Consider the following 26044-nt stretch of genomic DNA (forward strand, 5'->3'; position numbering starts at 1 on the left):
CGTCCCTATCGGGCCCGTGCAATGTCCGATGCGGCGAGCCGGACGGCGACGTCTGGCTTCAAGTCCCTCAATGCGACATTCACGGCACTTCGGAGGGTCAGCAGCGGTTGAGCATGCTCGTCAGAGCCGTCTTTTCGGCCGAGTTGATCGTCAGCTTGAACTTGTACTTCACCGCGGTCCACATCTTCGCGTAGGTGCACCAGTAACTGGTCAGCGGCGGCTTCCACTGGTCGGGCGACTTGTCACCCTTCTCCTGGTTGACGTTGTCCGTCACGGCGATCAGCTGCGGGTCGGTGAGGTCGTTCGCGAACGCCTGGCGCTGCGCGGTCGTCCACGACGACGCGCCGGTGCGCCACGCGTCGGCCAGCGGCACGACGTGGTCGATGTCCACATCGGACGCCGCGGTCCAGGTCGCGCCGTCGTACGGGCTGAACCACTTGCCGGAGGTCGCCGCGCAGCTGGAGCTGGTGACCACGCTCGTGCCGTCCCGCTTCAGCACCACTTCGCGGGTGTTGCAGCTGCTGCCCTGGTCGATCCAGTGCGGGAACTTGTCCCGGCTGTAGCCGTCCTGGGACCCGTCGGCCTTGACGGTGAGGGACGCGAGCTCGGTCTTCGCCGTGGAAGCCGACGGGATGCCCGGCGGGGTGGCCTCGGCGACGCTGATCAGCGTCCCGGAGAGCACGGCGGTGGCCGCGAAGATGGTCAAGGAATGACGAACAGCACGCCTGGTCGGCATTTTGCTGCCTCCGTGTCAGATGCAGGGAACAGCTAACCCTGATACACGGGAGTAGCGGGTACAACACGTATAGGTGACATGTTGCTGTCCGTTGATGAACGACGCGCTACCGGCGCCACCCTATCGTGCAAGTCAGACCGCGCCGCGGACCAACCGGAGATCCTCGGTGTGCCGGTACCAGGTCCACTTGTTCACCGCGCGCTCGTAGACGACGTCGTCGCGCACCGGCCGGGTCGGGATGCAGCCGATCTGGAACGCCCGCGAGTACAGCGTCGTCGGCCGCTTGAAGATCGTCCCCTTCACGACGCGGACGGCCAGCCCCGGGCCACCCGGGTCCGGCGTCACCTCGATCGACGAGGCCGGCCCCCGCAGCGCCACCTGCTCGTCGGCGTAGGCCACGCCCCGGACGAGCCGGAGCAGTCCCCGCCCGACGAGCACGCCGCCGACGTCGTCGCGGATCAGCGGCACCGGGTCGACCTCGCCGCGCAGCGCCAGCGCGAGCGCCCGCAACGGCGTCTTGGGCAGTCCCCAGAGCGCGGCGACCGACGAGTCCGGCGACGACGGCACGAACCCGACCGACACGCCGGAGACCGCTTCCTTCCGGAGCAGCCGCAGCACGACCGCGGCGAGGTCCGCGTCCGTGCCCGACACCACCAGGTGATCGTGTTCGCCCAGCAAGGGGTCGATTTCCGCCTTGCCGGGACGGCTCGGCACCCGGATCGACTCGACGTCGTCGACCTCTTCGAAGCCGGCCGCTTCGTCGCCACAGGCCACCACTATTCCGCGCACCCGCGGGTCCTCCGTTACGCTCATGCACCGGCATTTAGCAGCGCCACCGGTGTCCGTCCGGGACACTAAACCTCACGTCGTCGAACACCTGGAGTGTCACATGCCGGCCATCGTGCTCATCGGTGCCCAATGGGGAGACGAAGGCAAGGGCAAGGCCACCGACCTGATGGGTGACCGCGTCCAGTGGGTCGTCCGCTACCAGGGTGGCAACAACGCCGGTCACACGGTCGTCCTGCCGAACGGCGAGAACTTCGCCCTGCACCTCATCCCGTCCGGCATCCTGACGCCGGGCGTGACCAACGTCATCGGCAACGGCGTGGTGGTGGATCCGGGGGTGCTGCTCGACGAGCTCTCCGGCCTCGAAGCGCGGGACGTCGACACGTCCAAGCTGCTGATCTCGGCCGACGCGCATCTGATCATGCCGTACCACGTGGCGATCGACAAAGTCACCGAGCGGTACCTCGGCAGCCGCAAGATCGGCACCACCGGCCGCGGCATCGGGCCGTGCTACCAGGACAAGATCGCCCGCGTCGGCGTCCGCGTGCAGGACCTGCTCGACGAGAAGATCTTCCGCCAGAAGGTCGAAGCCGCGCTGGAGTTCAAGAACCAGGTGCTGGTGAAGGTCTACAACCGCAAGGCCCTGGACGCGGACCAGGTCGCCGACGAGGTGCTGGCGGCCGGCGAGAAGTTCGCGCACCGCATCGCCGACACGCGGCTGCAGCTCAACCAGGCCTTGGAGCGCGGCGAGACGGTGCTGCTGGAGGGTTCACAGGGCACGCTGCTCGACGTCGACCACGGCACCTACCCCTTCGTGACGTCGTCGAACCCGACGTCCGGTGGCGCGAGCGCGGGTTCGGGCATCGGGCCGGGCCGGATCGGCACGGTGCTCGGCATCCTCAAGGCCTACACCACGCGCGTCGGCTCCGGCCCGTTCCCGACGGAGCTGCACGACGAGTCCGGCGAGTACCTGCGCAAGCAGGGTGGCGAGTTCGGCGTCACCACGGGGCGGTCGCGGCGCACCGGCTGGTTCGACGCGGTGATCGCGCGGTACGCGGTGCGCGTCAACGGCATCACCGACTACTTCCTCACGAAGCTGGACGTGCTGTCCGGGCTGGAGAAGGTGCCGGTGTGCGTCGGCTACGAGGTCGACGGCTTCCGCACGCAGGACATGCCGATGACGCAGACCGACGTGCACCACGCGATCCCGATCTACGAGGAGCACCCGGGCTGGTTCGAGGACATCTCGGCGTGCCGCACGTTCGAGGAGCTCCCGGCGAACGCGCGTGCGTACGTCGAGCGTCTCGAAGAGCTGTCGGGCGCCCGGATTTCGGCGATCGGCGTCGGCCCGGGCCGCGAGCAGACGATCGTGCGGCACGCGTTCGTCTAGGTCAGCTTCGTGCTGACGGGTGTCTCGTTGCGGAACAGGTCGAGCACCGGGCAGTGCTCGTCGACCTCGCGCTTGAGGTCTTCGTAGCGCTCCCGGCTCGCCGGGCCTTCCAGCTCGACGGACACGCGCACGTCCCCGAAACCGGGGCGGGTGTTGAAGGAGAAGCCGAAGAAGCCGTGCAGGTCGAGGTCGCCGTCGACGGTGACCTTGATGGAGTCGAGCGGGATCCCGCGCTTCGCCGCCCAGAACTGGTACGTGACCACCTGGCACGAACCGAGCGCGGCGAGCGCGAACTCGACGGGGTTCGCGGCGTGGTCGGACCCGCCGAGCGCCGGCGGCTCGTCGACGGTGAAGGAGTGGTCTCGCACCTTCACTTCGACTTCGGTCCTGGTGCCGGGCTTGAGGGTGTTGGCCACGCTGAATGAGGCGGCGGCGTTGTGCGGGTCGGCGTCGACGGCCCGGCGGGTGCCTTCGATGACGTCGGTCAGCGACATGGGCTCTCCTGAAAGATCGTGAGAGGGATGTCGCCACAGGGTGGGCGATGCCGGAGCCGTTCGCGCGGTTTCCCACGCGCTGGGAAGCCGGAAATCGATGGCGCCGCTCGTTAGCTTGGAATCATGACCATCGGAGTCGCGCTGCCGTCCGGGGACACGGGATCGGCGCCGAACCTCGTCGACGAGCTGATCGCCCAAACCCGCCAGGCCGCCGACGCCGGCCTGAAGTCGGTCTGGTTCTCCCAGCTGCCGCTCAGCCAGGACGCCGTCAGCGTCGCCGCGCTCGCCGGGCGCGAGGTGCCCGGGATCGAGGTCGGAACCTCGGTGGTGCCGACCTACCCCCGCCACCCGCTGGTCGTGGCGAGTCTCGCGCAGACGGCTCAGGCAGCCACCGGTGGCCGGTTCACCCTCGGCATCGGGCTCGGCTCGAAGGGGTTCCTCGGGCCGGTTTACGGCGTCGACTACCCGCCGCCGGTCCGGCACCTGCGCGAATACCTGACCGTCCTGAGGCAGGTCTTCGCCGGGGAAGCCGTCGACTACTCCGGCGACACCCTCGAGGCCCACGTGCCCGGACCGTCCACTGTGGCCGGTGGACAGGACGTGCCGGTCATCGTCGCCGCCATGGGGCCGCAGGCGCTGCGCGTCACCGGGGAACTCGCCGACGGCACCCTGCCCTACCTAGCCGGCCCCAGAGCGCTTTCCGAGCGGATCGTCCCGATCCTGACCCGCGCCGCCGAAGCCGCGGGACGTCCCCGGCCGCGGGTCATCGCCGCTGTGCCGGCCGTCGTCACCCGTGAACCCGACGCCGTGCGGGAACTGGCCATGCAACAGATGGCCTTCTACGCGCAGATCCCGTCCTACCAGAAGATCCTGGCGGCGGAAGGTGCCGATCACCCGGCGGACCTCGCGCTCATCGGCGACGAGAAGACCGTCGCCGCGGGAATCCGGCGCTACTACGACGCCGGCGCCACCGACGTCGTGCTGACCCAGGCCGGGATCCGCTCGGCCGAGGAGCGGCTCCGGACCTGGCAGGCGCTCAGCCCATCCGGTTCGTGAGGAGCCGTGCGCTCGGCTTCCGGTGAATGGAAGTGAGCTGGCTCGCGACGGGGGCACCGTGCATACTTGTGCGCAATACGCACACCTGTGCGGAAAACGTGCACCGACGCACATCCGGAGGTTCTCCATGTCCCCTGGCACTCGCTCCTGGGTCGTGCCCCTGGCCTGGACCGCCGTCCTGCTCGACGGGTTCGACCTGGTCGTGCTCGGCACCGTGCTGCCCGTGCTGCTCCGCGACCACGTCTGGGGCCTGACGCCCGGCACGGCGTCGGTCGTGTCGACGGTCGGGCTGGCCGGGATGATGCTGGGCGGGCTGGCGATCGGCACGATCACCGACGTCGTCGGCCGCCGGAAGTCGCTGATCGCCTCCGTGGCGCTGTTCTCCCTGTGCACGTTGCTGTGCGCGTTCGCGCCGTCGACGTTCGTCTTCGGCCTGCTGCGCTTCGTCGCCGGCCTCGGCCTCGGCGGCTGCCTGCCGACGGCGATCACGCTGGTCACGGAGTATGCGCGCCGCGGCAAGGCGGGCAGCGCGACGACCACCGTGATGACCGGCTACCACGTCGGCGCGGTGCTGACCGCGCTGCTGGGCATCGTGCTGATTTCGCCGCTGGGCTGGCGCGCGATGTTCGTCGCCGGAGCGCTCCCGGCCGTCGTGCTGATCCCGCTGATGCTGAAGTTCCTGCCGGAGTCCGAGACGTTCCAGCGGGTCCGCGAGACCGAGCGGTCGGCGGGGCACGCGGTGGCCGGCCTGTTCCGCGGCGGCCTGCTGCGCGCGACGATCGCGTTCTGGGTCACGTCGTTCATGGGTCTGCTGCTGGTGTACGGGCTGAACACCTGGCTGCCGGAGATCATGCGCCAGGCCGGGTACCCGCTCGGCGCCGCGCTGAGCCTGCTGCTGACGCTGAACGTCGGCGGCATCGCCGGCCTGCTCGTCGCCGGCCGGGTCGCCGACCGCGTCGGTATCCGCCCGTCGGTGCGCGTCTGGTTCGTCGCCGCGGCGGTGTTCCTGGCGCTGCTGAGCGTGAAACTGCCCGCGGTCGGGCTGTATGCGGCGGTGTTCCTCACCGGCTGTTTCGTCTTCAGCGCCCAGGTGCTGGTGTATGCCTACATCGGCCGGATCTACCCGGACGCGATCCGCGCGACGGGCCTCGGCTGGTCCGCCGGCATCGGCCGGATCGGCGCGATCTCCGGCCCCCTCCTCGGCGGCGCGCTGCTGACGGCGGGAATCGCGTACCCATGGGGCTTCTACGCGTTCGCCGGCGTCGGCGCCCTGGGCGCGGCGGCGGTGACAGTGGTCCGCCCGGGCCGCCACTCCCCGGCGCAGGAACCCGCTCGCGCGCCGGAATCCCGCCCCGCCACCACCTGAAGCCGTGAATGTCGCATTGAGGGTGGCGGCGGGGGCATGGATGGACCCTCAATGCGACATTCACGGACCTTTCAGCCGAGTTCCTTCAGTTCCTGTTCCACCGCGGCGAGTTCGGCTTCCGAGCCTTGGACCTTCGGGCCCGTGAACCACTTCCGCGCCGAGACCAGCCACCAGATTCCGGCGCCGCCGAGGACCACCAGGAAGGCGACCGGCGTGTAGTTGAAGGAATCCACCGTCACCGGGGACGCCGGCGGAAGCATGAACAGCACGAAGATGAACGCGACCCAGACGGACGCGACGATGCCGATCGGTTTCCCCCACTTGCCGAGGTTCCACGGACCCGCCTCGAACGAGTCGCCCCGCCGGACCCGGAGGAACACCGGAATCACGTAGGCGACGTAGAGACCGACGACGGCGATCGAGGTGACCGCGTAGTACGCCGTCGCGCTCCACAGGTAGGGCAGCGCCAGGATCAGGGCGCCGCCGGCGGCGAGCCAGACCGCGTTCGTCGGCGTCTGGGTCCGCTTGTTGATCCGGTGCCAGAAGGCCGATCCGGGGATCGCGCCGTCACGGGCGAAGGCGTAGATCATCCGCGAGTTCGCGGTCACCGACGACATCCCGCAGAACAGCTGGGCGCCGATGCAGATGAGCAGGAGGAACTTGCCCGTCGTGACCCCGGTGGCGTCGATGAAGATCTGGGCGGGTGGCACCCCGGTCCCGGAGCCGAGCGCGCCGTCGTAGTCCTGGATGGCGAAGGTCAGGCCGATCAGCAGGATCCAGCCGGCGATCAGGGAGACGATGATCGAGGTGATGATGCCCCGCGGTCCGGCCTTGGCGGCGTTCTTCGTCTCTTCCGTCATGTGCGCCGAGGCGTCGTAGCCCGTCAACGTGTACTGCGCGAGCAAGAGGCCCAGTGCGAACACGTAGATCGGCGAAGTCCAGCCGGTCTTGTTGACGAACTCCCCGAAGACGAAGCCGGCGTCCTGGTGCTTCGCGGGCACGAAGGTCAGCACGCCCACGATGACGAGGACGCCGACCAGGTGCCACCACACGCTGACGTTGTTGAGGATCGCGACCAGCCGCACGCCGAAGGTGTTGAGCAGGCCGTGCACCACGAGGATGATCGCGAGCAGCAGGATGGTGTGCCCCGGCGTTGCCGCGAAGCCCCACTGCAGGTCGAGGAACGCGTTGAGGAACAGCGCCGCGCCGAAGTCGATGCCCGCGGTGACCGCGATCTGCCCGACCAGGTTGAACCAGCCGGTGAACCAGGACCAGGCCGCACCGTTGCGGGGCGCCAGTTTCGCGGCCCAGTAGTACAGGCCGCCCGCGGTGGGGTAGCTGGAGCACACCTCCGCCATGCCGAGGCCGACCAGGATCACGAAGAAGCCGACCAGGACCCAGCCCCAGATCATCGCGGCGGGTCCACCGGTCTTCATGCCAGTGCCGTAGAGCGTGAGGCAGCCGGAGAGGATCGAGATGATCGTGAACGAGACGGCGAAGTTGGAGAACGCCGACATCGTCCGTTTCAGCTCTTGCGCGTACCCCAGCTGGTGCAGCCGGGCGCTGTCGTCGTCGGGGGTGGTCTGCTGGTCGGAAACATCCATCGGGCACCTCTTGAAAGGTATGCGGCCAGACCATTGAATTCGCCGAAGGTAGCCTTGGTCCCGAAGGGTGTCAAGCCTTCGTCAAGAACTCGTCCAGCAGCCCCAGCAAGGGCCCGCCACCTCGGTGGTTGTTCGAGATCAGGGTCGCGGTGACCCCGGACGCCGGCTCGTGGTCGCTCCGGAACGTGACACCCGCGTCGCCACCCTCCAGCCGCACCACGCCGGGCCGGGGCAGCCAGAAGCCCAGCCCGTAGGCGTCGGCGTGCGGGCGGAGCATCCGGTCGACCCACTCGTGCGGCAGGATCCGGCCGCCGAGCAGCGCGGGCCAGAACTTCCGGAAGTCCGGCGCGGAGCTGTAGATCCCGCCGTCGCCGTAGCCCACGACGGGCAGGCTGAACACGTTGGTGCGGCCGTCTTCGAGGTAACCGGTGGCCGTCCGGGCGGGCAGCGCGTCCGAGCGGAGGAACGCCGTGTCGGTCATTGTGGCGGGCTCGGTCACGCGGGTCCGGACGAGCTCGGCGAAAGGTATGCCCGCGATCCGTTCGGCGATCAGGCTCAGGACGGCGAACGCGCCGTTGTTGTAACGGAACTCCGTGCCGGGCGGCGTTTTCTGCGGGTACCCGTCGAGCGCGGCGAGGTAGTCGGCCGGCGTGGCGAGGAGCGGGGTCTGGGGCGGCGGATCCGCTTCCTCGTCGTAGTAGTCACCGACGCCGGAGGTGTGTGTCAGCAGGTGCTCGATCGTCACGGCGTCGTCGATCAGCGGCAGATCGGTGCCGAGGACTTCGCGAGCGGTGGTCTCCAGCTTCAGCCGCCCCTCGGCGACCAGCCCGACGACGACGAGCGCGGTGAACCCCTTGACGCCGCTGGCGATCGCGAACCGGGTGTCGACGGTGTTCACGACGCCGTACCCGATGTGCGCGAACCCGTACGCCTTCGAGCACAGCGTCTCGGCACCCCGGCTCACCAGCACGACGCCGGAGAACTCGTGTTCTTCGGCCAGTTCGTCGAGGGGCGCGCTCATGGACTCAGCGTCCACGAGCACGCCCCGCACGGCAAAGCGTTTTACCGGCCGAGAAAGGCGTGCAGCGACTCCAGCGCGGTGTCCGGCTGGTCGGCGAAGAAGCCGTCGACTCCCGCCTTGAGGAACGCCGCCTCCTCGGTGAAGACGTCGCCGTAGGCGTCCGGCTCGGCCGACGAGCGCAGGTTCGCCGGCAGGAACGGGTTCTCGTTCCGGAACGTGTACGGCTGCACCTTCAGGCCCGCCTTGTGCGCATCGGCAACCAGCGTGGTCGGCGCACCCAGGTTGTCGTCCTTGTCCCGCGGGATGACCTGCGCCTTCTCCGGCCCGAAGTACTTCGCGTACTTCGCGATGTCACGCAGTCCCTGCGGCGTCACGAGGTCCTTGTACGTCCGCGGGTCGCCCTTCGCGACGAAGTCCGCCGGCGCGCCGGTCGCCGACGTCAGCTGCAGCAGCGGCGTCCGGATCTGCTGGTGCAGCGCGATCAGGTTCGACACCTCGAACGACTGGATGATCGCGGGCGCGTCCGGCCGGTCGAGGCCGTTGCGCTTCAGGATCGCGACCAGCTTCGGCTCGGTCGGGTTGCCGATCGACTGGAAGAACGTCGAGTGCTTGACCTCGGGGTAGGTGCCCAGCGTCCGGTGCAGCTCCCGGCCGAGCCGCCTGGTCAGGTCGAGCACCTCCTGGTAGGTCGCGATCTGGTAGCGGCCGTTGTACAGCGTGTTGTGCGGCCGGTTCTGCGGGATCCGCTCGACCGCGCGCAGCGTCTTCAGCTCGGCGAGCGTGAAGTCCTGGGTGAACCAGCCGGTCGCCGAGACGCCGTCGAGCACGACGGTCTTCTTCCGCGACGCGAACTCGGGGTGCTTCGCGACGTCGGTGGTGCCGCCGATCTCCGGCTCGTGCCGGGCGACGAGCTGGCCGTCCTTGGTCGGCACGAGGTCGACGTCGACCCAGTCCACGCCCATCCGGTAGGCGAGCTCGTAGGAGGCGAGGGTGTGCTCCGGCCGGTACCCGGGCGCGCCGCGGTGTCCGATGATCACCGGGTCATCGTGGCCCCGTCCGTGCGCGGCCGCATCGGCGGACCCCCTGCTTTCGCCGGGCGCCGCGGCCGCGCTCGCGGACCCGATCGCCAGGCCGGTGACGCTCAGCAGCGCCAGCCCGGCCAAGGCCAGTACACCCACACGGTTGCGTTTCATCTGGTGACCTTCTTTCCCACGGGGTGCCTTGACTACCCGCGTCACCTTCGATGCCGCAAGCGTCTCCCGGGGGTATGTGGGCGGTCGACGCGGTAAACGGCGCGTGGACTCCTCTTCGAGCCCGGCCCCGGGGACGGCGAAATGTTCGCCGCGAACCCGGGCGGATACGCTGTGCGGCGTGCGCGTACTGGTAATCGGCTCCGGCGCCCGTGAGCATGCTCTCGTCCTCGCGGCGTCCGGCGACCCCGCTGTCACCGCGCTCGCCTGCGCGCCCGGCAACGCCGGGACGGCCGCGATGGCCGAGCAGCTCGGTGTCGAGGCCGCCGACCCGGACGCGGTCGCGGCGCTCGCGAAGAGCTGGCAGGCCGACCTGGTGGTGGTCGGGCCGGAGGTCCCGCTCGTCGCCGGCGTCGCCGACGCCGTCCGCAAGGCGGGCATCGCCTGCTTCGGCCCGTCGGCCGCGGCGGCCCGCATCGAAGGTTCGAAGGCGTTCGCGAAGGACGTCATGGCCGCGGCGAACGTGCCGACCGCGCGCAGCGAGGTGGTCGACAACCCGGCCCGCCTCGACGCCGCGCTCGCCCGCTTCGGCCCGACCTGGGTGGTCAAGGACGACGGTCTCGCCGCGGGCAAGGGCGTGGTCGTCACGACCGACTACGACGTCGCGCGCAAGCACGCGATCATGCTCCTCGACGGCGGCCACCCGGTGCTCCTGGAGTCCTTTTTGGATGGTCCGGAGGCGTCGCTGTTCTGCTTCGTCGACGGCCACACCGTCGTGCCCCTGCTGCCCGCGCAGGACTTCAAGCGCGTCGGCGACGACGACGCGGGCCCGAACACCGGCGGCATGGGCGCGTACGCACCGCTGCCGTGGGCGCCCGAGAACCTGGTCGACGACTTGGTCGAGCGGGTCGTCCAGCCGGTGGCCGACGAACTCGTGAAGCGCGGCGCGCCGTTCTCCGGCTTGCTCTACGCCGGGCTCGCGCTGACGTCCGACGGCCCGCAGGTCATCGAGTTCAACTGCCGCTTCGGCGACCCGGAGACGCAGGTCGTGCTGGCCCTGCTGCGCACCCCGATCGCCGGGCTGATGCACGCCACCGCCACCGGCAAGCTCGCCGAGCACCCGCCGCTGGAGTGGTCCGGCGGCACCGCGGTCACCGTCGTGATCGCCGCCGACGGCTACCCGGGCAAGCCGCACACCGGCGACGTCATCACCGGCGCCGAGCTGGAAGGCGTCCTGCACGCCGGCACCCGCCGCCGCGACGACGGCGCCGTCGTCTCCGCCGGCGGCCGCGTGCTGTCGGTGGTCGGCACCGGCAAGACGCTCAAGTCGGCGCGCAAGCACGCGTACGAGACCGTGGCGAAGGTCCACCTCGCCGGCTCCCACCACCGCACCGACATCGCGCTGAAGGCGGCGAACGGCGAGGTCAGCGCTCCGACGGCGAGTCAGCGCGCCTGATTTCCCGGATCGGGGGAACCGGACGGGGCCGGACTTCGTCCAAACTTAGGCTGCTGCCACATCCGCGTTGGTAGCCTCAGTAGCCTCGATGGGGAGTCGGCCGGTCACTGTCCGTATGACGTCAGGGGAGAGCATGTCAGGACCTTCGTTCGACCTCAGCTCGGCCGTCCCGGTGGCGCCGGCGGCCGCGGACGTCCTGGTCCACCCGGACAAGCTCCTCGACGTCGCCCGGATCGTCGAAGACCAGGCCAACGCCCTGGAGGACCAGCTGATCGTCCGGCTGGACCAGCTGCGGATCGACGCGCCCTCCGCGGACGTGATCAGCACGCAGTCGGTCCAGGCCTGGAACACCCTGATCGCCGACGGCGACCGCTCCTACGCCGGCCAGGTCCGCGAGTACGTCGCGGGTCTCAAGCGCCTGGTCTCCCAGCTGCGTGAAGCCGCGAAGGACTACCAGGTCAGCGACGAGGAGAAGGCGGCCGTGTTCGGTGACCGCGGCAAGCACGGTGCGTAACCACACGCTGAGGATCACCGGTGGTGTGCTCGCGACGGCGGCGCTCGCCGGCTGTTCGGCGGGCACCGACGGCACCCCCTACCCCATCGAGACGGCCGCGACCGCGGCGTCGCAGAGCGCCAAGGCGGCCCAGCTGCCGCAGCGTCCGGCCGAGCTGCCGATGCAGGGCGTCGACCTGTGCGCCCTGTTCCCGCAGGGGCAGCTCGACGCGATGAAGATCAGCAGCACGCCCCGGCAGGCCGACGGCCCGGACGGGCCGGTCTGCCTGTTCGACGCCGACCGGGAGGAGCCGTTCCACGGCTACGAAGCGGGATCGGCGGCCGCGGACCTCGACCAGTGGATCACCGGGGCCCGGCGCAAGAGCAGCATGACCACCGAGCCGAAGGCCATCGGTGGTTATCCGGCACTGACGAGCTACCGCGCGGCCGCCGACCCGGCCGACTGCACCACGCTCGTCGGCGTCGCGAAGGGCCGGACGCTGACCATCCGGGCCTTCCCCGTCACCCGCGGCAAGCTGACCCAGCCGCAGCTGTGCGACATGTCGGCCCACGCCGCCGACCTGGCGCTGCAGACCTTGAAAGCACGCAACTAGGGAGGGCGCGTGGACTTCTCCGAGCTCGCGGCCGGGATCCGGAACCACCGCTTCGACGGCTGGACCAACACCGCGGTCGCCGAACAGATCACCCGGATGGTCAACGGCGACGGCACCGGCAGCATCGGCACCGCCGTCGACGCGCTGAAGGCCGTCGCGACCGCGCTCGCCCACACCGACCAGACGCTGCGCGCGCAGCTGCTGAAGCTCGGTGTCGAGTGGCAGAGCCAGGCCGGTGGCGCGGCCAGCCAGGTGTTCACCGAACAGGCCGGGTTCTCCCAGGACGCCACCACGAAGGTCGCGCACGCCGCGGAAATGGTGTTCGAGCAGGGCGAGGCGTTCAACCGGACCAAGTACAAGCTCCCAGACGCCGAAACGGTCCGGAAGGGCGCGGGCGGCTACACGCTCACCGACGGCTTGCTGCTCAGCCTCATCGGCTTCGAGACCGACCACGCCCGGCAGGTCGAGGCCGCGAACAACGCCAAGGCGCAGGCGACACAGGCGCTGAACGAGTACGCCCAGGACAGCGGCACCAACCTGCTCTCGACGCAGACGCTGTCGGACCCGGAGTCGCTGAAGCTGGCCGCCCCGGGCGTCACGCCGGGAGTGCTGGACGTCGCCGGCTCCGCCGTCGCGGTGACGCCGGACGGCGGCGTGAAGCCGGCTTCGGACAAGGTCCGGTCGGTGCACGTCGACCCGCCGGTGGCGCAGCCGGTGTCGCACCAGGTGCACGTCGACCCGCCGACCCCGGCCTACGGCGTCGCGGCGCAGCGGCCGACGCGGCCCGCGCAGCAGCCGCGGCAGGCCGGGGCGGCGACGAGCGCCCCGGCCGCCCAGCACACGACGCCGAGTTCGTCGACGACGCCGTCGGGCGTGAAACCACCGACGACGACATCGCCGTCGTCACCCGGGCCGGGCTGGGTGCCCGCCCCGGGCCGCGGCACCGCCCACGAGCCCGGCCGGCTCACCCCCGGCCCCGGCCCCGGCGGCGGTGACCCCTTCGTCCCGCCAGGCGCGCCCGGCGCGCTGCCGCCCGGCTCGTCACCGGCGACCGCGCCGATCAAGTCGCTCGGCGGCGGGGGCGCGTCCGGCGGTTCGACCGGCGTCGACAGCTCGCTCGGCGGCGCCCACCGCGGCCAGGACGGGCTGCTGGCCAAGGGCCGTACGGTCGGCGCCGCCCCGCAGGCCCCGATCTCGCCGGGCCAATACACGGCCGAACGCGGCTTCGTCGTGAAGCCCGGCGCGACGCCGGGCGAGCTGGGCGCGGGCGCGGCGGCGGTCGGCGCGGGCGCGGCCGGTGGCGCGCTGAGCGGCGACCGCGAACGTCAGCGGCGCGAAAAGGGCCAGGCGAGGGGGCCCGTGCGGCCGCTGCCGGTCGGCGAGCTGCCCGAGGAAGAGGCCGCCGCACTGCGGAAGTCCGAGCAGATCAGCCCGAAGCAGGCACGCGGCGAGACGAAGTTCCTCTCGGAGGCGGCCCCGCAGGAGGAGGACGCCGAGCACGTCCGCCGCTACGGCGTCGACGACCAGGACCTGTTCGCCGACCAGCGGATGGTTTCGCCCGACGTGCTCGGCGACCACGGCGGGGATGTGCGCTGACCGTGTCGCTCGTGCTGTCCGCCCTGGAGTTCGACGTGCTCTGGGAGTCGTTCGAACTACCTCGCCGGCACGTCGCGCTGGACGTGCCCAGCGACGGAACCACCCGCGCGGAGCGGCTCGAGCTGGTGGAGTCGGCGTGGGCGTCGCTGAGCGAGCGGCGGCTCGCCCGCAACCGCCGGGCGTCCGGCGAGGTGGCCGACCTGCTGCACCTGCTGGCGCGTCCCGCATTCGGGCTGGACGTGTGGGTGTGGGCGGAACGCGAGATCCGCGGCCGCGCGGTCAGCCTGCGCGGCCAGGCGGTGCTGGCGGTGGTCGACAACGGCGAGGTGTGGCTGATCCCGGCCACGGAGGACAACCTGCCGGAAGCGGCGGTCTCGGTGGCGGGCGAGCTGACCCCGGGCATCGGCCAGACGGTGAGCCTCCCGTACGACGTGGTGAAGTCGGCCGACGCGGCGGCGAAGGGCGACCCGAAGGCGCTGGTCACGGCGTTGGAGGACCGTGGAGTGGCGTTGTTCCAGGCCCAGGAGCTGTCGGGCATGCTGCTCGGCCAGGAGGCCAGGGGCCAGTTCGGCGCGGAACGCACGGGCCGCGACGGCATGACGCACCGGGCGCCCCGGGTGGTGGCGTTCTTCGACACCGACGCGGGCCGGTACCTGTTCCAGGTGGCCAAGGATCGCGACGGCCGCGAATGGGCGACCGTGACCCCGGCGGACAACGCCCTGCTGGCGACGAGGATCCGCGAACTGATGGCGGAGGCCTGATCCTCGCCGGGGGAAGTTGCCGGGATCCGCACGCGCTCCCCACGGGAAGTCATAAAGTAAGCGCGGGAACCGTCCTGGTCATGGCGACGTCTGATCGGGCGGTGACAAGTTTCCGAAGGGGATGACGAACCGTGCCTGTCTACGACCCGGACTCGATGGCCATCGCGGCCCGCCAGGTGGAGAAGCTGAAGGACGAGTTCGAAAAGTCCAAGCAGAAGGTCACCGGCATGGACCACGAGAAGGAAAGCCCCTTCGGTGGCATGGACGACAAAGGCGACGCGCACGGCGCGGTCGGCAAGTTCAAGGACGGCGTGCACAGCCAGTTCGACGCCGCCGGCAAGCACATGGAGGCGCTGGGGTTCGCCATGCGCAAGGCCGCCGGCCTGATCGCCGAGACGGACCAGGTCGGGGCGAGCGACCTCAAGCTGCACGTGGACAAGTGACTGAGCAGGGGGCACGACGGTGGGCTTGAACGGGGTAGGCGCCGGAACGCCGGACAACTGGGACGCCTTCATGAAGAAGGTCGACCAGGTCGAGAAGGTCAACCTGCAGAAAATCACCGACGCGGCGACGCAGTTCCGCGAGGCGGGCAAGAACGCGGGTGACCACAATGCATCGCTGAAGTCGTCGACGGACGCGCTGAACGGCGGGGTGTGGGCCGGTCCGGCGGCGGACGAATTCTTCAAGTACGTCCGTCAGGTGCGCGATGCCGGCACCAAGGTGCAGACGCACCTCGAGGATGTCGCGAAGGACCTCGACACCCTGCAGGCCAACCTAGCGGAGATCAAGCGCAAGGTCTCGGACAAGCAGAACTCCGCCGAAACCGCGGTAAACAACCGCAACACCCAGGCGGAGGCCGCCATCAAGGCCGCGTTGGACGCGGCGAAGACGGCCCACGACGAGGGAAAGCCGGCACCGAGCCCGTCCGCGGCGGAGATTCTCGACCAGGCGAAGAAGGACATCCACACCATCACCGCCGGCTTCGACGGCGACGTGACCAGCCTGCAGACCGAAGCCGACACCCAGATCAAGGCATCACAGAAGCTGATGTCCCAGCAGATCGAGGGCGGCTACGACCAGGTGCCGTTGCCGAGCAGTTCCGCGTCGGCGCCGAAGAGCACCGGGGGCATCCACAGCAACGGCGCCTCTCACGGCGGCGGCGGTGGCGGTGGTGGAGGAGGCGGAGGCGGAGGTGGCGGCCTCGGCCCGAGCGGCGGCCCGCCGTCCTCGCCGCCCCCGGGCAACGTCCAGCAGTGGATCCAGGAAGCCATGAAGGCCCTCCAAGCCGCGGGTATTCCGGTGACCGACGCGGACATCCCGAAGATCTGGGCCATCATCCAGCACGAATCCGGCGGCAATCCCAATGCGATCAACAACTGGGACTGCGTGCCGCTGGAGACGCAGATATTGACCAGGCGCGGCCTCCTGAAGCACAACGCGGTCGAGGTCGGTGACGAGACGATCGGCTTCAATCCGGCCACCGGGCGCAGCGAGTGGACGCGGATCACCCGAGTCGTCCACCACGAAGACGCCGAACTGGTCCGGATGGGCAACTCCCGCTGGCAGGCGACCACGACGCCGAACCACCGCTGGCTCAACCTGCCGCGGGTCAGTGTCAGGCGCACCGACCTGCCGGTGGTCTGCCCGGAGTGCGGCTGGGAGCCACGTGCGGCACACCAGCCGGAGAACGGTGTCGCGGTGCATCGGCGCAAGAAGCACGGTTTCGTGTCGCCGAAGCAGGAGAACCGGTACGAGACCGAGCCGGGCTTCGTCACCACCGAGAACGTCGGCTCGCGCGACCGGATTCTCCTGACGGCGCCCGCCGCGACCGAGTCGTCGCTGGAAATCAGCGTGCCGGAAGCAGCCATCCTCGGGTGGATCGCCGGTGACGGCCACATCGAGACCCGGCAGCACCGCCCGACGATGTCCATCGCGCAGTCGAAGCCCGAAATGGTGGCGAAACTGCGCCGGCTTCTCGAGGGCGTGCCGCACGCGCTGTACGTCGACGACCGCGGCGGGTGCGGACCCCGGCACCAGTTCCGGCTGGACCACGACTACGCCCAGGATCTGCTTGCCCGAGCGGGAAATCCCAAGTCCGACGCGGTCGCGCAGGTGCTGGGGATGTCGACCGGCCAGCGTGCGGCGTGGCTCGAAGCGATCGTCGATGCCGAAGGCAGCCGGTACTCGCTGCCCGGCTACTCGCGACCGCAGGTGGTCGTTTACCAGGGGCCGGGCGCCGTCCTCGAGGCGATCGCGCTGGCTGGTTACCTGTCCGGATCGCGGCCTCGCGTCCTCTCGGTGAAGCGGACGAACCAGCCGGAAACCTGGCGCCAGGAATTCTCCGTGCACCTGAACAGCCCGATCATCACGGGAGCCTTCCTGCGGAAAGAAGACGCCGGGCGCGGCGACGTGTGGTGCGTGACCACCGAGTTGGGCACGTGGACGGCTCAGGAAGGTGACCACGTCTTCCTCACCGGCAATTCGAACGCCGCCGCGGGCCACCCGTCCAAGGGGCTCATGCAGTGCATCGACTCGACGTTCAACGCCCACAAGCTGCCCGGGCACGACAACATCTACAACCCGGTCGACAACATCATCGCCGGCGTGCGGTACTCCTACGACCGGTACGGCGGCCTCGACAACGTGCCCGGCATCAAGGCCATGGCCCACGGCGGTGCCTACCGCGGCTACTGATCCCAGAGCAGCCGGAGCCGAGCGTTAGCCTGGCCGTATGGTCGACCTCGGAGCCTTCGCCGGGCCCGCGCTGCGGGCCGGCGTCCCGCCCTTCCACGTCATGGACGTCCTCTCCGCGGCGGGCGCGCGGCAGCGCAGCCACGGCGATCTCGTGTCCCTCGCGGCCGGGCAGCCGTCCGCGCCCGCCCCGAAGCCGGTCCTCGAGGCCGCCCAAGAGGCGCTCCGGAACGGCACCCTCGGCTACACCGAGCAGCTCGGCATCCCCGAGCTGCGCGAGGCTGTGGCCGGGCACTACCGGAAGCGGTATGACGTCGACGTCCAGGCGCACGACGTCGTCGTGACCACCGGGTCGTCCGGGGGTTTCCTGCTCGCCTTCCTCAGTGCCTTCGACCCCGGCGCCAAGGTCGCGATGGCGCGGCCCGGCTACCCGGCCTACCGCAACCTGCTGTCCGTGCTGGGCTGTGAGGTCGTCGAGTTCGGAACCAGCGAAGAGACCAACTTCCAGCCCACCGTGCGGCTGCTCGACGAGCTCGGCCCGATCGACGGGCTGATCGTCGCCAGCCCGAGCAACCCCACCGGCACGGTGCTGCCGCCCGGTGAGCTCGCCGCGATCGCCGGCTGGTGCTCGTCACACGGCGTGCAGCTGATCAGTGACGAGATCTACCACGGCATCTCCTACGGGGCCGAGCTGGACTGCGCGTGGCAGTACGGCCGCGAGCCGCTCGTCCTCGGCAGCTTCTCGAAGTACTTCGCGATGACGGGCTGGCGGCTCGGCTGGATGCTCGTGCCGCAGCGTCTCCACCGCGCGGTCGACGTCCTGACCGGCAACTTCACCATCTGCCCGCCCGCCGTTTCGCAGCACGCGGCGCTCGCAGCCTTCACGCCGGAGGCGTACGCGGAAGCCGACGCGCACGTCGAGCGGTACCGCGCCAACCGTGACCGGCTCTTCGCCGGCCTGAAGCGCATCGGCCTCGGCAAGCTCGCCCCCGCCGACGGCGCCTTCTACGCGTACGCCGACGTCAGCGCGTACACCGAGGACAGCCTGAGCTGGTGCCAGCGGCTGCTCGCCGACACCGGGCTCGCCATCACGCCCGGCGTCGACTTCGACCCGGTCGACGGCGGCAAGTACGTCCGGTTCAGCTTCGCCGGCAGCGCCGAGGACATCGACGAAGGCGTTCGCCGGCTCGGGGCCTGGCTCGGCCAGGGGGAACCCTGATTCATCCCTGAACGTTGCGCTGACGAGGGGAGTTTCACCGCCGGGCATGGCACTGTAGCTATCGAGCCACCGGGCCGGTGGGGCCACGGGAAGTATCGGAGGAGCCATGTTCTGGAAGATCGTCGGCGGCCTGATCGTCGCCTGGGTGGCGTTCATGGTGCTGGGCGCCGTGATCGGCTTCGTGTTCAAGGCGGTCCTGTGGATCGCCATCATCGGCGGCGTGATCTTCCTCGGCACGGCCGCGTACGGCGCGATCAGCGGCAAGAAGGACCCGAAGCGCATCAACCGCTACTGAGGCCTGCTTCAGGGGATCCGCGCGACGCCGCACAGTGACGTCCAGTTGACGGGCGTCAGCGGTGCCAGGCGCGGCCCGTCCGGCCACCACAGGTGCGGGGCCGTCAGCCCGGGTTCGAGCAGTTCGAGGCCGTCGAAGAACGACGCGATCTCGGCGCGCGTGCGGTAGCGCGTGTCGAGCCCGGTGCTGCCGAACCGCTCCTGCAGTGACGCCGCGACGCCGGCCGCTTCGGAGCCGTCGTCCGGGTTGTGCTGGTGCAGCAGGACCAGGTAGGAGCCCGGCGCCATCGCGCCGACGTAGGACTTGACCACTTGCTGCGCCTGCTGGAAGTCGGTGATGTGGTGGATGATCGCGCACATCACGAGCCCGACGGGCCGGTCGAAGTCGATGAACTGCTTCACCGTGTCGTCGGCCAGCGTCTCGCCGGGGCGCAGCAGGTCGTTGCCCGAGATGTGCGTGAAGTCGTTGTCGACGAGCAGGGCCCGGCTGTGCGCCTGCACCACCGGGTCGTTGTCGACGTAGACGACGTGCGCCTCCGGGTTGTACTTTTGCGCCACCTGGTGGGTGTTCTCCACCGTCGGGAAGCCCGAGCCGAGGTCGAGGAACTGGTCGACGCCGAGCCGTTCGGTCAGGTAGCGGACGGCGCGGACGAGCCACTGCCGCATTTCCTTCGTCATCGCCGGGGCCTCGGGGGCGATTTCGAGGATCTGCCGCACGACCGCGCGATCGGTTTCGTAGTGGTCCTGCCCGCCCATCAACGCGTCGAAGACGCGGGCGATGCTCGGCTGGTCGAAGTCGACGCGGGCCGAGGGTTGTTCGCTCGCCATGGATACCTACCGGGGACGTCGGCCGTGGACGGCGCCCAGCCTAGATCATGGATATCACGGCAGGTAATCGAACGTGCGGTGTGGGTGAGTTTCAGTCCAGCCAGGCGCGGGCCGCGTCGGCGCCGTTCCAGAGCTGAGCCTTGAGCCCCGCCGCCCTCGCGCCCTCCACATTGGACTCGCGGTCGTCGAAGAACAGGCAGTCGGCCGGCTCGGCGCCGAGTTCGTCGAGCAGGAGGCGGAAGATCTTCGCGTCCGGCTTGACGCACCGGACGTCGCCCGAGAACAGCGTGACGCGGAAGTGCCGCGCCCAGTCCTGCGCGCGGACCCATTCGCCGAACACCGACGGCGCGTTCGAGAGCAGCGCCAGTGCCGCGCCGGCCTCGGACAGCGCTTCGAGCAGGGCTTTGGACGACGGTTCCAGGTGGCCCCAGCCGGCGACGTCGATGCGGGTCAGCTCGTCCGACAGCGCTTCGTCGACGGGCACACCCACCGCGTCGCCGACCGCCTGCCAGTACTCGAGCGGCGTGCTGCCGGCGTCGAACGGGATCCGGTAGTCCCAGTACGCCTTCTCGAATTCCGGGAGCGGTGCCCCCATCGCCGCGGCCAGGTCCGGGCGCGCCGCGCTCGGTTTGCTGAGCACGTCGCCGTAGTCGAACACGATCCAGTTCATGCGGTCCCCCAGGTCAGGCGCCGGTCTTGAGCCGGCGCAGGGCTTCTTCCACGTCGGCCGCGCTCAGGTCCCGGTGGGTGACGAACCGGACGCGGCCGGCCATCGGCACCGCCTGGATCCCGATCGAGTCGAGCCAGGTGAGCGCGGTCGGGACGTCGGCCACTTCGGCGAGCACGATGTTGGTGTCGGGGTCGTTCGTCGGCCAGCCGTGCTCGCGCAGGCCTTCGGCGAGCCGCCGGGCGTTTTCGTGCGACTCGGCCAGGTCGGGGACGCGGTCCAGCGCGATCAGGCAGGCCGCGGCCAGGATGCCGCCCTGCCGGACGCCGCCGCCGAGCATCTGGCGCATCCGGCGGGCCCGCTCGACGAACTCCGCGCTGCCCGCGACGACCGAGCCGACCGGCGCGCCGAGACCCTTGCTGAAGCAGGCCGACACGCTGTCGACGCCGACGGTCAGCGCGGCGGGCGGCACTTCCAGCGCGACGGCGGCCTGCCAGAGCCGGGCGCCGTCGAGGTGCACGGTGAGACCGGCTTCCTTGGCCACGGACAGCAGCTGGGCGTGCTCGTCGGGCGGCGTCACCGCGCCGCCGGCCGCGTTGTGGGTGTTCTCGAGGCACAGGAGCGTTGTCCGTAATGTGAAGTACGGCCCGGGTTGTCCGATCGCGGTCGCGAGGGCGTCGGGCGATGGGCGGCCCGGGCCGCCGTCGTGCTCCAGGATGTCCGGCATGCCGCCGGCCAGCCACGCCGCCGAGCCCAGTTCGTTGGTCAGCACGTGGGCACCGCGCGTGGCGAGGAACCGGTCGCCGCGCTGTAGGTGCAGGCTGAGCGCGATCAGGTTGGCCATGGTCCCGCTCGGCACCCACAGCGCGGCCGGCATGCCCAGCACGTGCGCGGCCCGCTCCTCCAGCGCCGCGACCGTCGGGTCGCGCTCGAGGACGTTGTCGCCGACCTCGGCGGACGCCATCGCCGCCCGCATCGTGTCATCCGGACGGGTGACAGTGTCGGAGCGGAAGTCGAGCGTCGGCAGCGCGAAGGTCACGGAGTGATCACATCACACGCACCTCGCGGGGATCAATGAGGCCTTCACTGGTCGAACCCGTCCGGTCCGTGCAACCGTGGACGCCCCTGATTCCGTCCTACCGGCCGAACGACAACCGAGTGGAGCACGACTGCGCGTGGACCAGCGCGACGAGCAGGAATTCGCGGAGTACTTCGCCGCCAGGCGAGACGCCGTGCGCCGGACCGCGTACATGCTCTGCGGCGACTGGCACCGGGCGGACGACCTCGCGCAGACGGCGTTCGTGGCGTTGCACCGGAGGTGGAAGAAGATCAGGGATCGCGCGGCGACCGACGCGTACGTCCGCACGACGCTCGTCCGGGCGTCGATCGACGAATCGCGGCGCCCGTGGCGGCGCGAATGGCAGACCGAGACGCTGCCGGAGCAGGCCGACGCCACGCCGGGCCTCGACGAGCTCGTGGCGACCAGGGAAGACCTGCTCGCGGCGCTGAAGGAAGTGCCGCCCAAGCAGCGGGCGGTGCTGGTCATGCGGTACTTCGAAGGGCTCGACGTGACCAGCGCGGCGAAGGCGCTGGGCTGCAGCGAAGGCAACGTGAAGAGCCAGACCGCGCGCGGGCTGGCGAACCTGAAACAGGTCCTGGAACGGGAGGTGGAGACGAATGGATGAGCAGGAGCTGCGCTCGTTGTTCGCCGCCGCGCCCGGGGACCCGCCGTCGCCGACCTTCGGGCAGGACGACGTCGTCCGCGAATCCCACCGCCAGACCCGGCGACGCCGCCACCGGATCACCGCCGGGGTGAGCGCCGCGGCGCTGGTCGTCGTCGGGTTCGGGGCGTACGGAGCGCTGTCGGGGGACATCCCCAAGTCGCTGACCGCGGCGAGCGACAGCGGCGTCCCGGTGCATTCGGGGCCGGGCTCCGGGCAACCGGGCGACGGCTCGATGCGTCCTGAAGTCGGTGGGGAGTCACCGAACTTCTCGTCCCAGCCACCCCAGCAGGGGGGTGACGGGGGTGGGAAGACCGGCCACCAGCTGGCCGAAGGCGCCTCCGGGTGCGAACAGGTGGACGGGGAGCTCGCCAGGGCCCTCGCTCGCGAGCTCCCCGGCCCCGTCGCCGTTTCCCAGGCTTCCCCGGGCGGCGCCTGTTCGACGACGTCGCGGTCCGCCGGGTTCGCCGTTCCGGGCGGCGAGGTGTCGGCGGCGGTGTACCCGAAGGGCATCCCGGTGACCTTCAAGTCCCAGCCGGCCGGCGCGGTCACGGCCCAGGTCGGCACGGCGTCCGGCGGGGTGCTGGTGCTGGTCAGCGTGCCTTCCGCCGGGGCTGGCGCGCCGTACGCGGGCCAGGTGGACCAGTTCGCGCACGATCTCGCGCCCCGCTTCTGAGCCCGGGTTCCCCCGGTTGGCAGAATGACCGGCCATGACCGCCGCGACCACCCCGAAAGGGGAGCGACGGCGCGCCGCGCTCGTCGAGGCCGCCGCGAAACTGCTCGTCGAGGGCGGGTTCGACGCCGTGCGTCACCGGGCGGTCGCCGAACGGGCCGGGCTGCCGCTCGCGTCGACGACGTACTACTTCGACTCACTGGAAGACCTGGTCACGGCGGCTGTCGAGCACCACTCGAACGCCGAGCTGACGGCCGGCCGTCGTCGGCTGGAGGAGCTGGCGACCCGCAACCGCGGGGTGCACGCGACCGTCGAGCTGGTGCTGGAGATGCTGCTGGGCCCGGAGAGCGGTGACCAGGAGGCCGACGCCGAAGCGGTGCTCCTGCGGTACGAGCGGCTGGTCGCCACCGGCCGCCGTCCGTACCTGCGGCCGTTGATGCGGACGTTGTCGGCCCAGCTCAACGAGCTGCTCACGGAGATCTTCGCCCGTTCGGGCACTCCGGTCACCGACATCGAGCTGGAGCGGCTGGTCGCGCTGGTCGACGGCGCCGTCGTCAACGCGCTGATCGCGGTCGACCCGGCCCCGCGCGCGGCGGCGGCCCGCATGCTCCAGACCGCCCTCGACGCTTGAGGGATGACCACTCACGACCGCGCGCGCTGAGCCCTTTCCAGGTCGTCGTGGGACTTCGTGACCAGGGCGGCCATCGCCTGTTCCGCCGCCGCCGGATCGCCGGCGACGACGGCGTCGAACACCTTCCGGTGGCTGGGCACCGGGTCCTCCGCCGTCGGCGCCCCGTGCACGAGCTTGTCGCGCTCGGCCAGCCCGATCGCGATGATCCGTTCCATCCGCACCAGGAAGTTGTTGTGGGTGGCGGCCATCAGCCGCCGGTGGAACGCGAGGTCGGCCTGGACGCTCGCTTCGGGATCACCGGCGGCCGCGGCCATGTCGGCCAGCGCTTCCCGCAGCGACTCGACGTCCTGCTCCGACGCCCGCCCGGCGGCGATCCGGGCGGCGGCGGGCTCCACGACCGCGCGGACCTCGGTGAGCTCGTCGAGCAAGCCCGGGTCGTCGGCGGCCGCGGTCTGCCAGCGCATGACGTCGGCGTCGAGCATGTTCCACGCCTCGCGCGGCTGGACGAACGTGCCGCGTTTCTGCCGGGCGTCGATCATTCCCTTGGCGGCCAGCACTTTCAGCGCCTCGCGCAGCGCGGTCAGGCTGATGTCGAGCTCTTCGCGCAGCGCGGTCAGGTCGAGGACGGCGCCCTCGCCCCACTCGTCGGAGAGGATCCGGCTGGCCAGCGTCTCCACGGTCTGGCCGTGCAACCCGCGTGGCCGGTGTTCGGTCAATGGAGGGCCCTCTCAGCCGGCGGTGTGACGGAATCCTACTTTCACGGCAGCGAGACCGGCAGCACGAACGTCGGCGAGCCCGTCGGGTAGTACCTCGGCTCGGCTTCGCCCGACGCGGTCAGCGGGAACGCCGTGATCGCGTCGTCGAGCTGGGCCGCCACATAGCAGTTCCCATCCACCAGTGCGAAGTGCCGCGGGCCCGCGCCGCACGGCTGGTCCGCCACCGCGGCCGCGTCGTCCAGGGCGAACTCCGTGACGCAGTCCGGGCCGCGGTTGGACAGATAGAGCCGCTCGCCCGCCAGTTCCAGGTGGGCCACCAGGTTCGGCACCTGAGGCGCGGAAAGCGTCGACGGCGTCGAGGTCACCACCTCGAACGCCCCCGGGGACGTTTCCCGGACCGTCACCAGCGTCCCGGCCAGCTCGCCGACGACGTACGCGAGGTCCGTGCCCGGCCGCCGGACCAGCTGGCGCGGGCCGGTGCCCGGCGGCAGCGAAGACACCGCCAGCGGCTCCAGCGTTCCCGACGAAGACAGCGTGTAGCTGCGGATCTCGTCTGTCCCGAGGTCCACGGCGCTCACCACGGTGCCCTCGGGCGACGGCACCGCCATGTGGACGTGCGCCGCTTCCTGCCGGTCGGAAACCGGGCCGCTGCCGCTGTGCCGGACCAGAGCTGTCCGCTCCTCGATGGCACCGGAGGAAGACAAGGAAAACACGGCCAGGCTGCCGCCGGTGTAGTTCGCGCACAGCAGGAACCGGCCGTCCGGCGTCACCGCCAGGTGGCACGGGTGCGCGCCGCCCGTCGCGGCCGAGCCCAGCACCGACAGTGCGCCCGACGCGGAGAAGGACAACGCCGTCACCTCACCGGAAGCGGTCTCGTTCGCCGCGTACAGCACCGGCGACGACGGGTGGCGCACGAGCCACGACGGCGACTCCATAGGCAGCGTCGCGATCTCCGCCAGCTCACCCGAAGACGACCGCGAGAACGTCGTGATCCCCGTGCCGTTCCCCGCGTCGCCGGTGTAGCACCCGACGAAGACCAGTTCAGCCATGCGCGCTCCTCAACAGCGTCCGGACCCGTGCGGAGATCTCCGCGGTGGTGCCGCGGGTCAGCGCCGAGCCGATCCCGCAGGCCACCGCGCCCGCCGAGAGCCAGCGTGGCACGTCTTCCGGTCCGATGCCGCCAGTGGGGACCAACGGCGCGATCCGCGCGGGCGCACGGTTTCTCGTGTCACCGTCGCGTCCGGGTAGGCCCGCGCCGCTTCCACAGCCGTCTTCAAAAAATTATAATTAGTATTTAATATTGACGAAGGCCCCGACCATCCTGGAGCGAAGACCGGGGAGGGAACAGCGATGGCTGCTCGTACGGCGGTGGTGACCGGAGCGGCGTCCGGGATCGGGGCGGCGACCGCCTCGAGACTGCTCGACGACGGGTACCGCGTGCTGGGCGTGGACATCGCCGAACTCCCCGGCGGCGTCGTCCCGATCCGCGGTGACGTAAGCGACGAGGCGACCTGGGCCGGCATCGGCGAGGTGGACGCGCTGGTCAGCAACGCCTACGTCCCCAGCACCGGGCCGCTGCACGAGATCGGGCGCGCCGAGTGGCAGCGCCAGCTCGACGTCAACCTGACCGGCGCCTACCTCGCCGTCCGTGCCTGCCTGCCGTCGCTGCGGGCCCGGCGCGGCGCGATCGTGCTCGTCTCTTCGGTGCACGCGCGCTTCGGCCTGCCCGGTCACCCCGCGTATGCCGCGAGCAAGGGCGCGCTGGTCGCGCTCGCCCGGCAGCTGGCCGTCGAATACGCCCCCGACGTGCGGGTCAACTCCGTGCTGCCGGGGCCGGTGCGGACACGGGCCTGGGACCGGCTCTCGGTGGAGGACCGTGAACGCAGCGCGCGGGCGACACCCGCCGGCCGGCTCGGCGAGCCGGCGGAAGTCGCGAATGTGATCGCTTTCCTGCTTTCGGACGCCGCGTCGTTCGTCACCGGGGCCGAGCTGACCGTCGACGGCGGCTGGTCCGCCGCCAAGGATTCCGCGTAGAGGGAGGA

General features: G+C 70.5%; 26 protein-coding genes and 2 pseudogenes. 17 read left to right on the forward strand and 11 right to left on the reverse strand.

Annotated features, from left to right (window positions below; all coding sequences use genetic code 11):
- Positions 1–97: 97 nt before the first annotated feature.
- Complete coding sequence (locus tag AB0M82_RS12270) at positions 98–736, reverse strand: HNH endonuclease family protein (RefSeq protein WP_364720468.1); 639 nt, start codon at positions 734–736, stop codon at positions 98–100.
- Between the two features lie 132 nt (positions 737–868).
- Positions 869–1513 (reverse strand): hypothetical protein, encoded by a 645-nt coding sequence (locus tag AB0M82_RS12275; RefSeq protein ID WP_364720993.1) that lies wholly within the window; start codon positions 1511–1513, stop codon positions 869–871.
- Between the two features lie 112 nt (positions 1514–1625).
- Between AB0M82_RS12275 and AB0M82_RS12280 the strand changes: the two genes are divergently transcribed.
- Positions 1626–2912 carry an adenylosuccinate synthase gene (locus tag AB0M82_RS12280; RefSeq protein ID WP_364720471.1) on the forward strand — a complete coding sequence of 429 codons (1287 nt, stop codon included), beginning with the start codon at positions 1626–1628 and terminating at the stop codon, positions 2910–2912.
- On the opposite strand, the gene AB0M82_RS12285 is transcribed toward AB0M82_RS12280, so the two are convergent.
- The gene (locus tag AB0M82_RS12285; RefSeq protein ID WP_364720474.1) at positions 2909–3406 is read right to left on the reverse strand and encodes an OsmC family protein; all 498 of its coding nucleotides are present in this window, start codon (positions 3404–3406) and stop codon (positions 2909–2911) included. The genes AB0M82_RS12280 and AB0M82_RS12285 overlap by 4 nt on opposite strands.
- A 123-nt stretch (positions 3407–3529) precedes the next feature.
- On the opposite strand from AB0M82_RS12285, the gene AB0M82_RS12290 reads away from it, so the two are divergent.
- Positions 3530–4462 carry an LLM class F420-dependent oxidoreductase gene (locus AB0M82_RS12290; protein ID WP_364720475.1) on the forward strand — a complete coding sequence of 311 codons (933 nt, stop codon included), beginning with the start codon at positions 3530–3532 and terminating at the stop codon, positions 4460–4462.
- Between the two features lie 127 nt (positions 4463–4589).
- A complete protein-coding gene (locus AB0M82_RS12295) occupies positions 4590–5828 on the forward strand; it encodes an aromatic acid/H+ symport family MFS transporter (RefSeq protein WP_364720477.1) in 1239 nt (412 codons plus the stop codon).
- A gap of 71 nt (positions 5829–5899) precedes the next feature.
- Here the strand turns inward: AB0M82_RS12295 and AB0M82_RS12300 are convergent, their stop codons facing one another.
- The 3 genes from AB0M82_RS12300 to AB0M82_RS12310 all read right to left on the reverse strand — a co-directional run bounded on the left by AB0M82_RS12300 (position 5900) and on the right by AB0M82_RS12310 (position 9646).
- Entirely contained in the window at positions 5900–7432 is a 1533-nt protein-coding gene (locus AB0M82_RS12300) for an amino acid permease (protein ID WP_364720480.1), read from the reverse strand.
- 70 nt (positions 7433–7502) lie between these two features.
- The gene (locus AB0M82_RS12305) at positions 7503–8453 is read right to left on the reverse strand and encodes a serine hydrolase domain-containing protein (RefSeq protein ID WP_364720483.1); all 951 of its coding nucleotides are present in this window, start codon (positions 8451–8453) and stop codon (positions 7503–7505) included.
- 41 nt (positions 8454–8494) lie between these two features.
- Positions 8495–9646 carry a glycerophosphodiester phosphodiesterase gene (locus AB0M82_RS12310; protein WP_364720486.1) on the reverse strand — a complete coding sequence of 384 codons (1152 nt, stop codon included), beginning with the start codon at positions 9644–9646 and terminating at the stop codon, positions 8495–8497.
- Between the two features lie 178 nt (positions 9647–9824).
- Here AB0M82_RS12310 and purD point away from each other — a divergent pair, with 178 nt between their 5' ends.
- The 10 genes and pseudogenes from purD to AB0M82_RS12360 all read left to right on the forward strand — a co-directional run bounded on the left by purD (position 9825) and on the right by AB0M82_RS12360 (position 18767).
- Complete coding sequence (purD, locus tag AB0M82_RS12315; protein ID WP_364720489.1) at positions 9825–11099, forward strand: phosphoribosylamine--glycine ligase; 1275 nt, start codon at positions 9825–9827, stop codon at positions 11097–11099.
- A 133-nt stretch (positions 11100–11232) separates the two neighbouring features.
- A complete protein-coding gene (locus tag AB0M82_RS12320) occupies positions 11233–11613 on the forward strand; it encodes a hypothetical protein (protein WP_364720492.1) in 381 nt (126 codons plus the stop codon).
- On the forward strand, positions 11588–12205 hold the full coding sequence (locus AB0M82_RS12325; RefSeq protein ID WP_364720494.1) for a DUF3558 domain-containing protein: 618 nt from the start codon (positions 11588–11590) through the stop codon (positions 12203–12205). The genes AB0M82_RS12320 and AB0M82_RS12325 overlap by 26 nt, the downstream gene beginning before the upstream one ends.
- 9 nt (positions 12206–12214) lie before the next feature.
- A complete protein-coding gene (locus AB0M82_RS12330) occupies positions 12215–13801 on the forward strand; it encodes a hypothetical protein (protein WP_364720496.1) in 1587 nt (528 codons plus the stop codon).
- 2 nt (positions 13802–13803) lie between these two features.
- Positions 13804–14562: an ESX secretion-associated protein EspG gene (locus tag AB0M82_RS12335; protein ID WP_364720499.1), complete on the forward strand. Its 759-nt coding sequence runs from the start codon at positions 13804–13806 to the stop codon at positions 14560–14562.
- 131 nt (positions 14563–14693) lie between these two features.
- Positions 14694–15005 carry a hypothetical protein gene (locus AB0M82_RS12340; protein ID WP_364720502.1) on the forward strand — a complete coding sequence of 104 codons (312 nt, stop codon included), beginning with the start codon at positions 14694–14696 and terminating at the stop codon, positions 15003–15005.
- A gap of 19 nt (positions 15006–15024) precedes the next feature.
- Positions 15025–15945 (forward strand): annotated as a pseudogene (locus tag AB0M82_RS12345) (WXG100 family type VII secretion target); the annotation flags it as partial.
- 1098 nt (positions 15946–17043) lie between these two features.
- Positions 17044–17256: pseudogene (locus AB0M82_RS12350) on the forward strand (transglycosylase SLT domain-containing protein); the annotation flags it as partial.
- Between the two features lie 37 nt (positions 17257–17293).
- Positions 17294–18472: a pyridoxal phosphate-dependent aminotransferase gene (locus AB0M82_RS12355; RefSeq protein ID WP_364720505.1), complete on the forward strand. Its 1179-nt coding sequence runs from the start codon at positions 17294–17296 to the stop codon at positions 18470–18472.
- A gap of 106 nt (positions 18473–18578) precedes the next feature.
- On the forward strand, positions 18579–18767 hold the full coding sequence (locus AB0M82_RS12360) for a hypothetical protein (protein WP_247059237.1): 189 nt from the start codon (positions 18579–18581) through the stop codon (positions 18765–18767).
- A gap of 8 nt (positions 18768–18775) precedes the next feature.
- On the opposite strand, the gene AB0M82_RS12365 is transcribed toward AB0M82_RS12360, so the two are convergent.
- The 3 genes from AB0M82_RS12365 to AB0M82_RS12375 form a co-directional block, all read right to left on the reverse strand.
- The gene (locus AB0M82_RS12365) at positions 18776–19594 is read right to left on the reverse strand and encodes an SAM-dependent methyltransferase (RefSeq protein WP_364720509.1); all 819 of its coding nucleotides are present in this window, start codon (positions 19592–19594) and stop codon (positions 18776–18778) included.
- Between the two features lie 91 nt (positions 19595–19685).
- Positions 19686–20264 carry an HAD family phosphatase gene (locus AB0M82_RS12370; protein ID WP_364720511.1) on the reverse strand — a complete coding sequence of 193 codons (579 nt, stop codon included), beginning with the start codon at positions 20262–20264 and terminating at the stop codon, positions 19686–19688.
- A gap of 13 nt (positions 20265–20277) precedes the next feature.
- Positions 20278–21300 carry a GntG family PLP-dependent aldolase gene (locus AB0M82_RS12375; protein ID WP_364720513.1) on the reverse strand — a complete coding sequence of 341 codons (1023 nt, stop codon included), beginning with the start codon at positions 21298–21300 and terminating at the stop codon, positions 20278–20280.
- 136 nt (positions 21301–21436) lie between these two features.
- Between AB0M82_RS12375 and AB0M82_RS12380 the strand changes: the two genes are divergently transcribed.
- Genes AB0M82_RS12380 through AB0M82_RS12390 form a run of 3 tightly spaced genes read left to right on the forward strand, consistent with a single transcriptional unit; the run spans position 21437 to position 23286 of the window.
- Positions 21437–21946, forward strand: coding sequence for a SigE family RNA polymerase sigma factor (locus tag AB0M82_RS12380; RefSeq protein WP_364720516.1), 510 nt, complete (start codon positions 21437–21439; stop codon positions 21944–21946).
- Positions 21939–22658: a hypothetical protein gene (locus AB0M82_RS12385; protein ID WP_364720519.1), complete on the forward strand. Its 720-nt coding sequence runs from the start codon at positions 21939–21941 to the stop codon at positions 22656–22658. Before AB0M82_RS12380 ends, AB0M82_RS12385 begins: the two co-directional genes overlap by 8 nt.
- Positions 22659–22692: 34 nt before the next feature.
- Positions 22693–23286, forward strand: a complete 594-nt coding sequence (locus tag AB0M82_RS12390) for a TetR family transcriptional regulator (RefSeq protein ID WP_364720521.1) — start codon at positions 22693–22695, stop codon at positions 23284–23286.
- Positions 23287–23297: 11 nt separating this feature from the next.
- Here the strand turns inward: AB0M82_RS12390 and AB0M82_RS12395 are convergent, their stop codons facing one another.
- Both AB0M82_RS12395 and AB0M82_RS12400 read right to left on the reverse strand, forming a co-directional pair.
- Positions 23298–24002, reverse strand: coding sequence for an FCD domain-containing protein (locus AB0M82_RS12395; protein ID WP_364720524.1), 705 nt, complete (start codon positions 24000–24002; stop codon positions 23298–23300).
- Between the two features lie 41 nt (positions 24003–24043).
- Positions 24044–25051, reverse strand: coding sequence for a beta-propeller fold lactonase family protein (locus AB0M82_RS12400; protein ID WP_364720527.1), 1008 nt, complete (start codon positions 25049–25051; stop codon positions 24044–24046).
- Positions 25052–25352: 301 nt separating this feature from the next.
- Here AB0M82_RS12400 and AB0M82_RS12405 point away from each other — a divergent pair, with 301 nt between their 5' ends.
- Entirely contained in the window at positions 25353–26036 is a 684-nt protein-coding gene (locus tag AB0M82_RS12405) for an SDR family NAD(P)-dependent oxidoreductase (protein WP_364720530.1), read from the forward strand.
- The last annotated feature ends 8 nt before the right edge of the window (positions 26037–26044 follow it).

Source organism: Amycolatopsis sp. NPDC051128 (genome assembly GCF_040682715.1).
GTDB lineage: Bacteria > Actinomycetota > Actinomycetes > Mycobacteriales > Pseudonocardiaceae > Amycolatopsis.

Coding starts and splice junctions, on each gene's coding strand:
- AB0M82_RS12385 (WP_364720519.1), top strand. CDS start 21,939: ATGGATGAGCAGGAGCTGCGCTCGTTGTTCGCCGCCGCGCCCGGGGAC.
- AB0M82_RS12360 (WP_247059237.1), top strand. CDS start 18,579: ATGTTCTGGAAGATCGTCGGCGGCCTGATCGTCGCCTGGGTGGCGTTC.
- AB0M82_RS12370 (WP_364720511.1), bottom strand. CDS start 20,264: ATGAACTGGATCGTGTTCGACTACGGCGACGTGCTCAGCAAACCGAGC.
- AB0M82_RS12355 (WP_364720505.1), top strand. CDS start 17,294: ATGGTCGACCTCGGAGCCTTCGCCGGGCCCGCGCTGCGGGCCGGCGTC.
- AB0M82_RS12280 (WP_364720471.1), top strand. CDS start 1,626: ATGCCGGCCATCGTGCTCATCGGTGCCCAATGGGGAGACGAAGGCAAG.
- AB0M82_RS12390 (WP_364720521.1), top strand. CDS start 22,693: ATGACCGCCGCGACCACCCCGAAAGGGGAGCGACGGCGCGCCGCGCTC.
- AB0M82_RS12300 (WP_364720480.1), bottom strand. CDS start 7,432: ATGGATGTTTCCGACCAGCAGACCACCCCCGACGACGACAGCGCCCGG.
- AB0M82_RS12405 (WP_364720530.1), top strand. CDS start 25,353: ATGGCTGCTCGTACGGCGGTGGTGACCGGAGCGGCGTCCGGGATCGGG.
- AB0M82_RS12295 (WP_364720477.1), top strand. CDS start 4,590: ATGTCCCCTGGCACTCGCTCCTGGGTCGTGCCCCTGGCCTGGACCGCC.
- AB0M82_RS12320 (WP_364720492.1), top strand. CDS start 11,233: ATGTCAGGACCTTCGTTCGACCTCAGCTCGGCCGTCCCGGTGGCGCCG.
- AB0M82_RS12270 (WP_364720468.1), bottom strand. CDS start 736: ATGCCGACCAGGCGTGCTGTTCGTCATTCCTTGACCATCTTCGCGGCC.
- AB0M82_RS12305 (WP_364720483.1), bottom strand. CDS start 8,453: ATGAGCGCGCCCCTCGACGAACTGGCCGAAGAACACGAGTTCTCCGGC.
- AB0M82_RS12400 (WP_364720527.1), bottom strand. CDS start 25,051: ATGGCTGAACTGGTCTTCGTCGGGTGCTACACCGGCGACGCGGGGAAC.
- AB0M82_RS12285 (WP_364720474.1), bottom strand. CDS start 3,406: ATGTCGCTGACCGACGTCATCGAAGGCACCCGCCGGGCCGTCGACGCC.
- AB0M82_RS12310 (WP_364720486.1), bottom strand. CDS start 9,646: ATGAAACGCAACCGTGTGGGTGTACTGGCCTTGGCCGGGCTGGCGCTG.
- AB0M82_RS12290 (WP_364720475.1), top strand. CDS start 3,530: ATGACCATCGGAGTCGCGCTGCCGTCCGGGGACACGGGATCGGCGCCG.
- AB0M82_RS12365 (WP_364720509.1), bottom strand. CDS start 19,594: ATGGCGAGCGAACAACCCTCGGCCCGCGTCGACTTCGACCAGCCGAGC.